The sequence below is a fragment of the Thermotoga profunda AZM34c06 genome (assembly GCF_000828675.1).
GTDB lineage: Bacteria > Thermotogota > Thermotogae > Thermotogales > DSM-5069 > Pseudothermotoga_B > Pseudothermotoga_B profunda.
Window position 1 is genome coordinate 1,774,474 of record NZ_AP014510.1, and the last position, 15,982, is coordinate 1,790,455.

The window sequence follows — 15,982 nt, forward strand, 5'->3', positions numbered from 1 at the left end:
ATATCACCTCGAATAAGAAGTCGCAACTACCTTCAAAAGCTCCTGGTCTTCCAACAAGATACCAGTACCTTTTGCCACACAGGTTATAGGATCTTCTGCTACGATGACTTTCACTCCAAGTTCCTCAGACATGAGTAGATCGAGCCCTCTTGTTAACGCTCCTCCACCGGTTAGGACTATGCCTTGATTGATAATATCTGCTGCGAGTTCTGGTGGAGTCTTCTCAAGAACCATTTTGATCCTGCCTATTATTGTTTCAATTAATGGTTTCAATGTTTCTAAAACGTCATCGGAATTTATTTGGTCTGTTCTGGGTAACCCTGTCACCGCATCTCTGCCTTTTATTTCCATTTGATATGTTTCCATAGAAGGGTGAACTTTTCCTATTTTTATCTTCACCTGCTCTGCTGTTGGTTCTCCTATCACAAGTCCGTATTTTCGCCTTACAAATCTCACGATAGCCTCATCCATTGCATCACCAGCGATCTTTATCGAATCACCTATCACAACTCCACCAAGACTTATCACAGCGATGTCCGTTGTTCCACCGCCTATATCCACAACCATATTTCCTTCGGATTTCGTCACTTCTATACCAGCACCTATTGCTGCTGCAAGCGGCTCAGAGATAACATGAACTTTTCTCGCACCGGCATTTAATGCAGCTTCAAAGACTGCCCTTTTCTCTACACTTGTAGCCTTTGTGGGAATACCTATGACAAGTTCTGGTTTGAACAAGAAAGATTTTTTCACGGTGCGGTTTATGAATTCTTTGATCACGGCTTCAATGGTCTTGTAATCTGCAATCACCCCATCCTTCATAGGCTTAACCGCTTTGTAGTAATCAGGTGTCTTGCCGAGCATCTTCTTGGCTTCTTCGCCAATCGCAACTATTTCACCTGTTTTTTCAGAAATCGCGACAACGGAAGGCTCAAAGATCACAATACCCTTTCCTCTTTGATAAACAATAAAACTGGCTGTACCAAGATCTATACCCAAGTCACCTTTTGGCATTTGCTTAACCTCCCTGAACTCTCCTATCCTGTATAACCTTAGGAGACAATCTGGTGTGCCTGGCGGGAGTTGAACCCGCAACCTCTGGATCCGGAGTCCAGCGCTCTATCCGTTTGAGCTACAGGCACAAGATTCTACCATTTGGGTTTAACAAATACTTTAATTCTTCACACATACCCTCAGCAATGATAATATCAAAAGGCGCGAAGTTTTCCAATTTTTTTTGATCTCTCTCGACATGACATCCCATCTTGTGAAACAGATAAGCGTAATATGGATCTTTTTGAAAGACAATCCAGCTTTTATCCTTTAAAACCCTTGTGTCAGAAAGATTCACGATGAGGACCTTACCCTCTATATCTTTCAATTTTATCAATTGTTCGTCTTTCAATCTTAAGGGAGGACTTATTCTGTAACAGTTAGTATTTGACGAGACAAATCTATCGAAAATCTCTGCTGCACTCAATTTATCTATATCTTTTCTTCCTTTGAACGGTGTACTTGAGAGCCTTTCATCGACCATGTAAACTTCTTTATCAAATTTGATATGAAGTTTTTCTGCGAATTTTATTGCCTTGAAGGTTTGCTGTGAATATCTACCACTCATTGAAAGAGGTAATCCAATCACAAAACAGTCAACATTCTCGAGCTTGGAGATTTCAGAGAACACTTCTTGCCTGCCCACCGTCCACAATTTTGTTGCGAGTTTCTCACCTAAAGCCAATCCACATCTTACTTCACCATAATCTATCGCGAGAATCATCAAATCACCATTTTCACATTTGCAAGTGCCTTGTATATACCTTTCACTTTTTGCATCAAAAGTGGTTTTGTTATGTTATTGAAATAAACAAGTTCCAATTCTCTCTCCATAATTCTCACTGGTGTACGTGAAAAATCTATTCGAACAAGAGAAATCTTCTCGGGACTGATAATTGCTCCAAGATCTTTGAGAATATTCAACATCACCTTGGCATATGCCTGATTCTTGAAATGTCCATACTGCACAAGCATCTTTAAAAACTCTTCTTGACTCACTTCATTCGTACCGATAGCTGATATTACCTCAGCCACTAATTCCTGAGAAGGAAACAATTCTTCAAGTTCACTTTGCCTTTCATAAACACTCTCATTGCCAAAACACAGATCAAAGAGTTGACTGTTTCCATCAGAGGAAACGGCATCCAACAATTCAAACAAGCTCAAAGGCGCATCAAGGATGGCGATTTCTATATCTTGCCCCAAAAGTGTCGGTAACCCATCGGTGTTTGTGGAGCTTATCAATTTGGTAATTTTTTTCTTTTTCACACTGCTAACCACACTCAATCTCTGACTCGGCTTGAGCGTGTGCGAATATATGAGAATCTCTCTGTTGCTCCACTTGTCTTTAAATCTCTTATAAAAATCAGACAATTTACGCTGATCAGAGAATAAAAAACATGTGGCATCACTCAAAACTGAATCTATATCGCCAGATATATCTGCTAAACCATAATTGAGTTTAAAAGATCTTTCATACGATATTTCAAAACCAAGTTTCGTAGCGAAACTGAACAAATCATCAGGATTTTTCACACTTATTGCCATGAATTTGTGAATGTTCCATCTCACAAACTCCAGAAAATCAGCAACTTGCGGTTGATCTTCAAAGGTCTTGAAAAGTGAAAGTTCGTTGATCAGAAAAATATCGTACTGATTGAATATCTTCTCCTTCTCGTTTAGAAAACAAGAGAGAGTTATAAAAGTAAATCTATCGGAAGTGTTTCTATTCAAGGAATTCACATATGATATTCTGTTATGGGTATGTCTCAGAAGGCTCTGGTGTAGATGGGAAGAAATGATATTATTCATGGAGATTACAGCACATCTCAGATTGGTTTTCTCTTTAAGCCAGTATAAAAATGCGTTTCTCGTCCTAAGATCAAGTACATACAAACGCTTTCCTTTCACTTGAGTTAACAGTTGATCGAGATGAAACATTTTCTGTGACATCTCACTGCTCTCATTGATTTCATAGACTTCTTCAGGCAAGGATAAATCTAAGATGTTAAACGAAATAGGTCCCTTGTGATTTCTCACACTGAAAACAATATCAACATTGGTGGACTCGTAATTTGGTTTTTCCAACAAGTAACCCAATCCAAAGCCAAGCGCTTCTATTCTTTTACCATTTACACGAATCAACATCTTGACATTCGCGTGATTTTGCCCAAAAGTTCTAACAAACTCCACGGGTACATTTCTTGAAAGAAAAACAGGTTCGGGATTGCCATGACCAAATGGCTCAAGTAATTGTAGATCTCTTATCACTTGATCATCGATCTGTTCTAATTGAATTTCATCGTCGATTTCTATAACATCAAAAGAATCCTTCACGGGAATCTTACAACTTCTCAAAGAATCAATGAAAGCACTGATTCCATCTGGGTTCAAACTGAATCCAACGGCTAATGGATGACCACCAAATTCCTTGAAATACGATGACAGAGGTTGTAAAAGTTCTATGAGATTAACTTCAGGCACACTTCGTGCAGAACCCCTCGCAATCTCTTCCGTTTCTGAAATAACCATCACAGGTCTTCCATATCTATGAACCAATCGAGTAGCAACAATACCTATCACACCAACATGCCAATCTCGTCCCTTAACAACAATAACAGGATCTTTGTGTAATCCGTACTCTTCAATCTGTTCAACTGCATGGGCAAAGATGTCAGATTCGATTTCTTGCCTTGTTGTGTTATATTCAAAGAGAAGTTCTACAAGCCTTTCGGCATAAGCTCTATCCTTAGCAACCAAAAGTTGAAACGCATCATCAGCGCAATCAAGTCTTCCCGCTGCATTCAATTTTGGTGCAACCCTATAGCCAATCTCTCGAGAATCTGGCTCGGTTATGCAAAGTCGCGAGAATAACATCGATAATCCCGGTCTGTTGGTCTCTCTCAATCTCTGTAAACCTTCTTTCACCAGAAAACGATTTTCACCGGTCAATTTAACCATATCAGCAATTGTACCAAGGGCTACAAACTCAAGAAGATCGAAGAACTCCTTTGATTCAATTTTCATCTGCTTGGCAATGGCAGAGACAAGCTTGAAGGCGACTCCAACTCCTGCCAGATCTTTAAATGGATAAGTATCATCTGGTCTTTTTGGATCAATAACAGCCGCGGCTTTGGGAAGTTTTTCTCCTACTTCGTGATGATCTGTAACTATCACAGAACAATTAAAAGAATTAGCAAATTCGATTGCTTCAAAGGCAGTGACGCCACAATCTACGGTTAGTATTATTCCTTTTGACTTCTTACAGAATTGCTCAATTACGGAAGGTTGAATGCCATATCCTTCATCCATTCTCTTGGGTATGTAGTATTCTGTGATCCATCCATATCTGTCTAAAAATTCTTTGAGCACAGCAACGCCAGTTATCCCATCAACATCGTAGTCTCCGTAAATTAAAACAGGAAGACGGTGCATCTTAGCTTCGAACAGCAAAGCAACTGCTCGATCCATATCAGCCAAGTACATCGGATCGTGAAGATCTTCCACGGTTGGATTTAGAAATTTACAAACAACCTGTGGTTCTTTCAAACCTCTGTTTATCAGTAATTTTGCAAGAAAAGAACTTATCTGTAACTGATCACACAGCAACTGAATCTGTTGCTGATCAACCTGCTTTACTATCCACCTCACAATCGCCAACTGCCTTCTTGTAGTATTAATTATATTAAACCACATTTTTTTATTTTGTGAACGTTAGAAAATAGTGGCAGTTAGCCGCTCATTTCTCCAACTTTGGTGAGCAGAGCTTCTTCAAATTTCTCACAATCAACATGTTATTTGTTTTCGATCTTCTGATAGCTGATGTTGTCGCTCTAAAGGCTTCTATTGTCGTGATGTAAGGTACTCTGTTTTTCACCGCTGCAGCTCTTATCCTGTAGCCTACAGTACGTTTATCTTCAAAATTCAATGGTGCTTTCATCCCAATTCTGTCACTTATAATACCTTTAATTGTATCTGGAGATTGAGTTATCACAACCAAATCTACCTTGCCTTGTTCTATCAAATCAATGACATCTGGCCTACCCTCTCCCACTTTTGGCACGTGTTTTGCCGGTATGCCAACGGAATTCAGTGTTCTTGCTGTGCCGTTAGTCGCGTAAATATCAAATCCTAAGTCAAACAAATGAGATACAAGCGGTATTACATCTCTTTTGTCTTTGTCTCTCACAGTAACAAGGATTGACTTCTTCGGTAGAGGATTCGAAGCGGCTATTTGCGCTTTTGCAAAGGCTTCAGCGAAATCTTCACCAATTCCCATAACTTCACCTGTGGAACGCATCTCTGGGCCAAGTAATGAGTCAGTGCCGTGAAATCTATTGAATGGAATAACCACCTCTTTAACAGAATAAAATCGCGGCCATGGTGTTGGAAGAATTCCCTTGATGTTTAAGAAATCTGAAACATCGTATCTTGTTGGATATGGCCAATATTCAGCCAACAATTCGGTGAGTTTTCTACCAACAAGTATTTTTGCAGCCAATTTCGCAATCGGTATTCCTATTGCCTTACTGACGAAAGGAAAGGTTCTCGAAGCTCTTGGGTTCAATTCGAGTATGTAAATCTGTTCATCCTTGATAGCCAACTGAACATTAGCTGGACCAATCAATTTGAGTTCTTTTATCAATAAATAGATCGTGGATTCTATTCTCGTAATCATATCATCTGACAGACTTATAGGCGGTAAGACACAGGCTGAATCCCCTGAGTGTATGCCAGCTTCTTCAATTTGCTCCATTAAACCAGCCACCCAAACATTTTCACCATCACACAGCACATCCACATCTAATTCAATTGCATCTTCTAAAAATTTGTCTATTATTAGAGGATAACCCGGTGAAACCAATGCGGCTTGAAAAACATACTTTACAAGTTCCTGCTCAGAATCGACAATTGCCATTGCTCTGCCGCCAAGTACATAACTCGGCCTGACAAGGACAGGAAAATCCAGATTTTTTGCTTCTCTCAGGACATTTTCAACAGATGTAGCAATAGCAAAAGGAGGAGTCTTCAAATGAAGTTTTTCAAGCAACTGAGCAAATTTTTCTCTGTTCTCTGCTATTTCGATAACTTCCAGATTGGTTCCTATAAGCCTGACTCCCTCTTTTGCTAAATCGCCAGCTATTTTCAAAGGCGTCTGTCCCCCAAATGAAATAACGACACCCTCGGGTTTTTCATTTTCGATTATTTCCAAAACATCTTCAATGGTCAATGGTTCAAAATAGAGTCTGTTCGACACATCATAATCCGTCGATACAGTTTCTGGATTGGAGTTGACCATTATTACTTCATAACCTTCTTGTTGAAATGCCCATACCGCATGAACATTGGCATAGTCAAATTCTATTCCTTGGCCGATCCTGTTTGGTCCCGAACCGAGAATGACTATCTTCTTTTTTTGTGATGGCAACGCTTCATTTTCAATACCGTTGTATGTTGAGTAGAAATAGGCAGTAGTCGCTTCAAATTCACCAGCACAGGTATCAACCATTTTGTAAACTGGTCTGATGTTGTGCTTTCTCCTGAATTCTCTGACATCCTTCTCGGTAACCTCAAATATCTCAGCGAGTTCTCTATCTGAAAATCCCCATTGTTTTGCCTTTCTCAACAATGAGTCTTTCATTCCATTCTTTCTGAGTTCTTTTTCAAAGTCCATAATCTGTTTTATTTCATTCAAAAACCATCTGTCAATGTACGTTACTCGATAGACTTCTTCAACGGAGATTCCATTTCGAAAGGCTGCAAAGATATATGAAATTCTCTCTGGAGTCGGATTAGCCAGGTATTCTTTCAAGTGATCCAAGTCGAGTTTTGGCGTTATATCTAATTCGAGCGATCTTATGGCTTTTCCAAGTGCCTCTTTAAAAGTTCTGCCGATCGCCATTATCTCTCCTACTGATTTCATTTGCGTATTCAATCTCGGATCTGCTCCAGGAAATTTTTCCATTTGAAATCTCGGTATTTTCACAACGACATAATCGATGGACGGCTCAAAAGCAGCTGTAGTTTTTGCGGTGATGTAATTTGGGATCTCATCTAATCTCAACCCCACTGCAGTGAGAGCAGCTATCTTTGCTATTGGATATCCCGTAGCCTTAGAAGCAAGTGCTGAAGATCTTGAAACCCTTGGATTCATTTCGATAACAACCATTCTCCCGGTTTTGGGGTCCACTGCAAACTGGATATTACATCCTCCAGTCTTTATTCCTATTGCATCCAAAGCCTTTTTCGCTGCATCTCTCATTTGTTGGTATTCAACATCACTCAAAGTTTGTGCGGGAGCAACAGTAATAGAATCACCCGTGTGAATACCCATGGGATCTAAGTTTTCTATAGAACAAACTACTATGAAATTGTCTGCACAATCTTTCATCACTTCAAGTTCAAATTCTTTCCAACCTATCACAGATTCTTCAACCAAAACGGTATGCACAGGACTTTCAATCAATCCACTTGCAACAATTGTCTTGAGCTCTTGCGCATTGTAGGCTATACCACCTCCTGTCCCACCGAGAGTGAAACTTGGTCTGATGACAACTGGATAACCAAGTTCTTCTGCAACTTCAAGTGCTTCGGTAACCTTTGAGACAACTTTACTTTTGAGCACTTCTAACCCTTCTTTTTTCATGGTTTCCTTGAACAATTCTCTGTCTTCTGCTTTGCGTATTGTCTCTATCTCAACGCCAATAAGTCGAATATTGTGTTTTTCCAAAACACCCTTTTGGTAAAGCTCAACAGCGAGATTCAAAGCAGTCTGACCACCGAGTGTTGCAAGCAAAGCATCTGGTTTCTCATTCTCAATTATTTTTTCTATGTATTCAACAGTCAATGGTTCTATATAAACTGCATCCGAAAATTCAGGATCTGTCATTATCGTCGCGGAGTTTGAATTGACAACCACGATCTCATAACCAAGTTTTTTGAGAGCCTTCAAAGCCTGAGTGCCTGAGTAATCAAATTCCGCAGCTTGTCCTATTGTGATTGGGCCTGAACCTATTACGAGTATCTTATGTATATCATCCCTTTTTGGCATCTAATCACCTCGAAAAAACTGTCTTCAGAAAATCTCTGAAAAATTCTTTTGCATCATGAGGACCTGGAGATGCTTCTGGATGATACTGCACGCATAATACTGGATAGTCTAATAATTTTATGCCCTCGATCGTACCATCATTCAATGAAATGTGAGTGATTTTCACTCTAAAACCTTCTGAAGTCATACCGATAAGATCCTTGAATTTGTCTATGTTATTGAAAACAAAATCAGGGTTTTGTTCTTTGTTGGTCATTCCATATATTCCAATACTCTCTGGATCGACAGCAAAGCCATGGTTATGAGTGGTGATCAAAATCTTTTGTGTCTCAAGATCTTTCACAGGATGATTGATTCCTCTGTGGCCAAACTTCATTTTGTAGGTTTTTCCACCAATTGCAAGTGCTATTAACTGATGCCCAAGACATATCCCAGCAAGTGGTATCCTGTTTTCAAGAACATTTCTCACCAGAAGAATCGTTTTCTTAAGGATCGCTGGATTTCCAGGACCATTCGAGATAAAAACACCATCAACGTTGAGTTTCTTAAGATCTTCAAAGTCTATAGTATATGGTACTGTGATTACATCGGCATTTAATTTTTTTAATTCTCTTATTATCCCCTCCTTGGAACCACAATCTACCAGCGCTACACGCCATTCGGAGTTATTTTGAGAATTTTTAACTGTATCGACTGAAACTCCTTTGACAAGGTCTATACTGTCCAGATCATTTTGTTGTTTTAATCTCTTGAATAATGAATCTACACTCAAATCTTTTGTGGATATCGCTCCTTTTACAACTCCCCTATCTCTGATTTTTTTTATGAGCATTCTTGTATCAACACCTTCGATAGCGACTATATTGTTTTCTTTTAAGTAATCAACAAAGGATTTAGTCGATCTGTAGTTTGATGGATCTTTAACGCTTCGATAGACAACAAATCCCGCAACCTTGATTCCATTTGATTCAAAATCTTCATCGTTTATCCCATAGATTCCAATTTCAGGATAAGACATCACGACGATCTGGCCATTATAAGATGGATCTGTCAATACCTCCTGATATCCCGTCATCGCGGTATTAAAGACGAGTTCTCCAAAGGTTTCTCCGTCGCTTGCAAAACTATTCCCATAGAAATAACTCCCATCCTCAAGAACCAATAGGGCTTTATTCATCTTTAAACTCCTCCAGAACTTTTCCAATGATCTGAACAGCTTCATTGATCTGTTTTTTCTTGATTATTAAAGGAGGTAATAACCTGATCGTATTATTACCGGCTACGGCTACCAACAGCCCACTCTCGACACATTTATTTGCAAAATCTTTTGCCTTGATTTTGTTCAGTTCTATCCCGATCATCAATCCGATACCTCTTATGTCCTTTATCTTCTGTGGATAACTTCTTCTCATCTTCTCAAGTTCTTTTTTCAAAAAATCTCCAAGTTCATCTACTTTTTCAAGAAAACCCTCATTTAAAAGCTCATTCATCACAGTTATTCCAGCACTACAGGCGAGTGGATTACCTCCAAAGGTTGAACCGTGGTCTGATGGTTCAAAGACATCGGCCTTTTCGTTTGCGACAACCGCACCAATCGGTATGCCACCACCAAGACCTTTTGCCACCGTGAGAATGTCTGGCTCTACATCGTAATGTTGGTAAGCAAACAATTTTCCAGTTCTTCCCATACCACACTGGACTTCATCAAAGATCAATAATGCATTGTACTCATCACAAATCTTTCTAATCGCTTTGAGAAAATTCTTATTAGCAGGAATGATTCCACTCTCACCTTGAATGGGTTCAATAATTACTGCACAAAATTGTTCAGAGATCTTTGAATTCAGAGAATCGATATTGTTGTACTCAAAGTATTCAAATCCATCGACAAGAGGTGTGAAATCCTTTTGATATTTTGGTTGAGCCGTTGCGCTCAAAGAACCATATGTTCTTCCATGAAAAGAATCAAATGCAGATAAGATCTTGTATTTATCAGGAGAAAATTTTTTCCCATATTTTCTCGCCAATTTTATCGCGGCTTCGTTTGCTTCTGTACCACTATTTACAAAAAAGACCCTGCCACCCATGGAATTCTTAGACAAGATTTCAGCGAGTTTCATCTGAGGTTCTGTCCAATAGAGATTTGAACAATGAATCAATTTTTTTGCCTGTTCTCTGATGGTTGAAACTAATTTTGGATGTGAGTGTCCAAGAACGTTCACGGCAATGCCGGCAGCAAAATCAAGATAGGATTTGCCATCTTTATCCCAAACCAATGCACCTTTCCCATGATCAAGCACGATCTCAAATCTACTGTATGTGTTCATTAAATAATCTTTAGTCATTTTCTCACCTCTTTAATCGTTTTTGATCATCGTTCCGACGCCTTCCAACGTAAAAATCTCTGATAATAACGAAAATTGGCAATTTCCATTTATTATGTGGACACTTTTAATCCCAGCTTCTATGGCATTGATTGCGCATTGAATCTTTGGTATCATGCCACCCTCTACAACTTTGCTGTCTATCAAATTCTGCGCATCTTTTTTTGTGAGATAGCTGATTAATTTACCATCTTTGAAAACACCATCTACGTCTGTGAGAAGTATGAGTTTCTCCGCACAAAGACTTTTTGCGATCTCGGAAGCCGCGATATCGGCATTGATGTTGTACGATTTTCCGTCTTCACCAAAGCCTATTGGTGCTATCACCGGTGTGTAATTCTTTTCAAGAAAAGTTTGTATAAGTTCTGCGTTGACTCTTTCTATTTTTCCAACATAACCTATGTCACCATTGCTCAAATCTTTCCGAGTAAATAGCAAATTTGCATCTTTGCCAGATATACCAACTGCCATTGTCCCTTGCATGTTTATACTCATCACTATATCTTTGTTTATCTTTCCAAGCACCATTTCTACCACATGCATAGTTTTATCGTCTGTGACCCTATAGCCGTTACTGAAAGCAACCTTCATTCCAAGTTGATTCATCATCTGAGTTATCTCCGGTCCTCCGCCATGCACCACAACAGGCTTTATTCCCATATATTTCAAAATGGCAATGCTCTGAGCAAAGGATTTTCTTGAATCTTCATTTTCAACCACATTACCACCGACTTTTACCACGAAGATCTTTCCATGGAATTCTTTCAAATAAGGCAGAATATCAAAAAGAACCTGCATTTTTTCTTTTTTCATGTTCGATACCTCCCATTGATCTGTACATATTTTTCAGTCAAATCACACCCCCAGGCAACTGCCTGGGCATTTCCGCAATTCATATCAAACACCAAGAAAACTTTGGTGGAACACAAGATTCGCTTTGCAACGTTTTCATCGAATAGAACACCCTGACCTTTCTCAAAAACCATCAAATCTTCCTGTTCATTCGATAGACGTAAATCTACCATTGAAACATCGAAGACTGCTCCGGAATATCCCGCTGCTGCTATGATCCTTCCCCAATTTGCGTCTTCGCCATAGATAGCCGTCTTTACGAGATTCGATGAAATAATACTCCTTGCAATCTTTCTTGCTATCTCTTCACTCGGCGCGTTAATTACCTCGACTTGAATGAGTTTTGTCGCACCTTCACCATCCTCAACGATTTTTTTAGCGAGTTCGATGTTGACTTCATCGAGTGTCTTACAAAAATCTTCATACTCTTTCGTGTTTTCAACGATCTCCTTGTTTTCCGCAAGCCCATTGGCAAGTATTATTACACTGTCGTTGGTACTGGTATCTCTATCCACATCGATCATGTTGTAACTTTTGTCTACAGAATTTCTCAACGACATCTTCAAAGCATTGTATGAAATCTTTGCATCGGTGAAGATAAACGAGAGCATCGTAGCAAGATTTGGATGGATCATTCCAGATCCTTTGGCAATCCCAAGAATTCTGACGTTTTTACCACCTATTTCTATCTCTCTGTAACTCAACTTGATCGCCGTATCCGTCGTCATTATTGCCTCTGCAAACTGTATTGGATCATCTGTTAGTAAATTAACGGCTCTTTCTATACCACTCTCTATTTTTTCAATAGGAAGCTGTACACCGATCACACCTGTAGATGAAACAAGAACACTGTCTTGGGTAAATCCGAGTTTTTCTGCCACCTTTTTTGCCATCTTTAGTGTGTTTTTCATCCCACCTTCGCCTGTACAAGCATTGGCATTTCCACTGTTTACCACAATCGCTCTTATGCCTTTAGGATTTCTGGCGAGCAATTCTTTGTCGTATATCACTGGTGCGGCTTTGACTACATTAGTTGTGAACATGCCATAGGCTGTGCATTCTTTTTCTGAATAAGCTATGGCAAGATCTTTTTTACACTTTTTTATTCCACAGTTTATCCCCACAAACTTGAAGCCTCTTGGAACATTTAAAACCATCATCTACCTCCTTTCATGGATAGATTGGATTAAATTCAAGCCCACTATCTTCTGGCAAAGAAAAAAGAAGATTCATATTTTGTACCGCTTGACCAGATGCACCTTTAACAAGATTGTCCAGAACACCTATCAGGATCAAAGTATTTGTACGTTCATCTTTTGCAAAAGAAACAAAGAAATGGTTTGAACCATAACTCCACTTGGTTGATGGATATATACCTGGCTTGAGTACGTGAATGAATTTCTCTTCTTTGTAAAATTCACAGTAGAGTGCATATGCTTCCTCTGTACTCAAATTTGATTTGACATAAACAGTACTCAAAATACCCCTGATCATCGGAACTAAGTGAGGCACAAAGGTTACGGCGATATCTTTATTAGACAGTCTTTTCATCTGTTCTTCCATCTCAGGTACATGTCTGTGAGTAACTGGGTTATAGGCTTTTAAAGATTCATCGATTTCACAAAAAGAGTATTCAGCTTCTTCCCTTCTGCCAGCCCCTGAAACACCCGATTTGGCATCTACAAAGATTTCACTTTCACACAGAAAGCCTTCTTTTAAAATAGGAGCCAAGGATAGTAAGACACATGTTGGATAGCACCCAGGATTTCCTACAAAACTAACTCGTTTGATTTCATTCCTGTACAGTTCAACTAATCCATATGCTCTATTATTTTTTTCGTAACCTATGAGCTTCTTCGAATACCACTTTTCGTAAATGGACGGATCGTCAAATCTCAAATCTGCACCAAGATCGATAACTTTAACCGCACCAACTTCCTTGGTGAGTTCATAGCTCGCACCTGAAGGCAATACAGTGAAAAGAACATCACAGTTGCTCTTGATCTTATCAGTGTTGATTTCTTCAAGCAAAATTTTTTCCATCGTGAATGGATAAACTTGATCCATCGATTTTCCAGCAAAATTCTTCGAAGCAAGGTAGGTTATATCGACGTATGGGTGACCCTTCAGGATCCTGACAAGCTCTAATCCAGTATAGCCAGTCGCTCCAATTATCCCAACTCTTACTCTTCTCATTTTTCATCACCACCGAATTTTTGTGCGATCTTCTTATAAGCATCTCTGAATGGCACACCTTGTTTCACAAGCTCGTAGACTTTGTGTGTTGCCATGACATCATCAGTCAAACTTTTGGAACATCTGTTTTCGTCTACTTGTAGTTTTTCAAAGACTATTTGCATTACAACGATGATGTCTTTCACAATCTGGAAGCCTTCTATCATTGTTTCTTTGAGTAACTGAAGATCTCTGTGATAGCCTGTTATCAAGTTAGATGGAATCGTCACACATTCGATCATCTTCGAGACAATTCTGTTGTGGTAAGCTCTGACAAGCTCCAAAGGATCGGGATTGAGTTTTTGAGGCATTATAGAACTTCCCGTGCACAGTTCTTTTGGTAAGACAATATATCCAATCTCTGGCAGGGAAAAGAAGACGATCTCACTCGCAAATCTGTTCAGATCATAACTGATTTGTGAAAGGCTATGCAGTATGAGATATTCAAATTTTCCCCTGCTGAGTTGTGTGTATATAGGGTTCTGTTGAATTTTTTTGAACCCAAGTTCTCTTGCAATGAATTCTCTGTCTACCAAAATTGGTATTCCATATCCTGCACCTGTACCCAGAGGTGATTGATCGATCAACCTATAGGTCATTTTGAGAATACTCAGATCGTCCTTGAGTGCATCGTGTAGCGCCATCGACCAAGTGTGAAAATCAGTTGGCATCGCTTTTCTCGTGTGGGTAAATCCAGCAAAACTCACTTTTCCATATTTTTTTGAAAAATTCTCAGTGGCTTTGATGAGTTTTTCTGTTAACTCCTGAATCTCTTTCAGTTGATCTTTGTAAAAGAGTCTCAATGCTGTCAGAATCTGGTCGTTTCTTGATCTTGCAGTATGGATCTTCTTCCCAGTATCGCCAAGTTTTTGAATCAAGAAATTCTCGATCGCAGTGTGACAATCTTCATCTTCCTGTTTTATCTGAAAACTTCCTTTTTTAACAAGATCCGCCAGTTCTTTTAATACACTTTCTATTTGCTTAAATTCTTCATGTGTGATATATCCCATCTTCGAAAGCATTTTTGCATGAACGATGGAAGCCACTATATCGTAATTGATCAGTTTCACATCCACTATATAGTCCTTACCAACGGTGAATTTTTCAACAAATCTGTCCAGCTCATATCCCTTTTGCCATAACTTCTCAGACATTTTTTATCTCCTTTCTCCATGCAAAGGGATCTTTTTCTTTGAGCACAAGATTGTGAGCCTTCAGTCTAATCGAATGAATATTTATGAAGCCTTTCGAATCTGTCGAATCAAATCCACCTTCGACATCCATGCTGGAGAGATTCTGATCGTAAAGCGATGTAGGTGAGTATCTACTTATCGGCATCACATTACCTTTGTAGATAGAAACGGTCACAACCCCATCGATTGCTTCTTGAGATTTTTTGAACGCAGCGAGTAAAAAGTCCATCTCTGGAGAAAACCAAAAACCGTTGTATATCAACTCAGAAAATTTTGGGATCAACATATCTCTCAAATGCATAACTTCTTTATCCATTGCTATGCCTTCGAGATCTCTATGAGCAATCCAAAGAATTGTCGCACCCGGTGTCTCATAAACTCCACGTGATTTTATGCCAATGAATCTGTTTTCAACCATATCCACTCTTCCAACACCGTTTTGTGCGCCTATTTTGTTCAAATACTCAAAGAGTTCAAGTGGATCTTGTTTTTGTGTACCATCTTCAAGATTGACTACCTTTACCGGTAATCCATTTTTGAAATGAATCTCTAAAAGCGTCTCGCGATCTGGTGCATCTTTTGGTGAAACCGTTCTGTTGAAAACAGATTCATCAGTTCTTTTTGAAGGATCCTCAAGCATTCCCGCTTCATGAGATATGTGCATGAGATTTTCATCTTCACTATAAGGTTTTTCAATACTCGCTTTAATTGGTATACCCTTTTGTTTTGCGTAATTTATCAAATCTGTCCTTCCTTTGAACTGCGTAAGAAATTCTGGGTCTTTCCAAGGAGAGATGATTTTCAGATGTGGAGCAAGTGCAGCATAAGTCAGTTCAAATCTCACTTGGTCGTTACCCTTTCCCGTGGCACCGTGGGCAACGTATTGAGCGTTTTCTATATTGGCTATCTCAACTTGCCTTTTGGCTATTAAAGGTCTTGCAAGCGATGTACCAAGTAAATACCTTCCTTCGTAAATTGCATTTCCCATGAGCGCCATGAAGATAAAATCGGTGACAAATTCTTTTCTGAGATCTTCAATGTAAACCTTTTTCGCACCTGTTAGTAAAGCCTTCTTTTTTATCTGGTCAAAGTCATCTTGTTGTCCGACATTCGCCACATAAGCAATTACTTCAAAACCTTTTTCACAAAGCCATTTGAGTATCACTGAAGTATCCAAACCACCACTGTAAGCAAGTACCAATTTTTCTCCCATG

11 protein-coding genes and 1 tRNA gene are annotated in these 15,982 nt (G+C 39.2%); all 12 read right to left on the bottom strand.

The window, feature by feature from the left end:
- Nucleotides 1-3: 3 nt before the first annotated feature.
- The 12 genes from mreB to TSP02S_RS08735 all read right to left on the bottom strand — a co-directional run bounded on the left by mreB (nt 4) and on the right by TSP02S_RS08735 (nt 15,981).
- Nucleotides 4-1,014, bottom strand: a complete 1,011-nt coding sequence (mreB, locus tag TSP02S_RS08685) for a rod shape-determining protein (RefSeq protein WP_041083477.1) — start codon at nt 1,012-1,014, stop codon at nt 4-6.
- Between the two features lie 51 nt (nt 1,015-1,065).
- A tRNA-Arg gene (locus TSP02S_RS08690) sits at nt 1,066-1,142 on the bottom strand.
- Nucleotides 1,133-1,777, bottom strand: coding sequence for a Holliday junction resolvase RuvX (gene ruvX / locus TSP02S_RS10870; RefSeq protein ID WP_070104624.1), 645 nt, complete (start codon nt 1,775-1,777; stop codon nt 1,133-1,135). The genes TSP02S_RS08690 and ruvX overlap by 10 nt, the downstream gene beginning before the upstream one ends.
- Nucleotides 1,777-4,704, bottom strand: a complete 2,928-nt coding sequence (gene recJ / locus TSP02S_RS08695; protein WP_041083479.1) for a single-stranded-DNA-specific exonuclease RecJ — start codon at nt 4,702-4,704, stop codon at nt 1,777-1,779. The genes ruvX and recJ overlap by 1 nt, the downstream gene beginning before the upstream one ends.
- Before the next feature lie 88 nt (nt 4,705-4,792).
- A complete protein-coding gene (carB, locus tag TSP02S_RS08700; protein WP_041083480.1) occupies nt 4,793-8,104 on the bottom strand; it encodes a carbamoyl-phosphate synthase large subunit in 3,312 nt (1,103 codons plus the stop codon).
- A 4-nt stretch (nt 8,105-8,108) separates the two neighbouring features.
- Nucleotides 8,109-9,281 (bottom strand): glutamine-hydrolyzing carbamoyl-phosphate synthase small subunit, encoded by a 1,173-nt coding sequence (gene carA, locus TSP02S_RS08705; protein WP_041083481.1) that lies wholly within the window; start codon nt 9,279-9,281, stop codon nt 8,109-8,111.
- Nucleotides 9,274-10,449 (bottom strand): acetylornithine transaminase, encoded by a 1,176-nt coding sequence (locus TSP02S_RS08710; protein WP_041083483.1) that lies wholly within the window; start codon nt 10,447-10,449, stop codon nt 9,274-9,276. Before TSP02S_RS08710 ends, carA begins: the two co-directional genes overlap by 8 nt.
- Before the next feature lie 12 nt (nt 10,450-10,461).
- Nucleotides 10,462-11,301: an acetylglutamate kinase gene (gene argB, locus TSP02S_RS08715; RefSeq protein WP_041083485.1), complete on the bottom strand. Its 840-nt coding sequence runs from the start codon at nt 11,299-11,301 to the stop codon at nt 10,462-10,464.
- On the bottom strand, nt 11,298-12,497 hold the full coding sequence (argJ, locus tag TSP02S_RS08720; protein WP_144380759.1) for a bifunctional glutamate N-acetyltransferase/amino-acid acetyltransferase ArgJ: 1,200 nt from the start codon (nt 12,495-12,497) through the stop codon (nt 11,298-11,300). Before argJ ends, argB begins: the two co-directional genes overlap by 4 nt.
- Nucleotides 12,498-12,510: 13 nt before the next feature.
- The gene (gene argC, locus TSP02S_RS08725; RefSeq protein WP_041083488.1) at nt 12,511-13,536 is read right to left on the bottom strand and encodes an N-acetyl-gamma-glutamyl-phosphate reductase; all 1,026 of its coding nucleotides are present in this window, start codon (nt 13,534-13,536) and stop codon (nt 12,511-12,513) included.
- Nucleotides 13,533-14,729 (bottom strand): argininosuccinate lyase, encoded by a 1,197-nt coding sequence (argH, locus tag TSP02S_RS08730; RefSeq protein WP_041083490.1) that lies wholly within the window; start codon nt 14,727-14,729, stop codon nt 13,533-13,535. The genes argC and argH overlap by 4 nt, the downstream gene beginning before the upstream one ends.
- The gene (locus TSP02S_RS08735) at nt 14,722-15,981 is read right to left on the bottom strand and encodes an argininosuccinate synthase (protein WP_041083492.1); all 1,260 of its coding nucleotides are present in this window, start codon (nt 15,979-15,981) and stop codon (nt 14,722-14,724) included. Before TSP02S_RS08735 ends, argH begins: the two co-directional genes overlap by 8 nt.
- Nucleotide 15,982 lies beyond the last annotated feature (1 nt).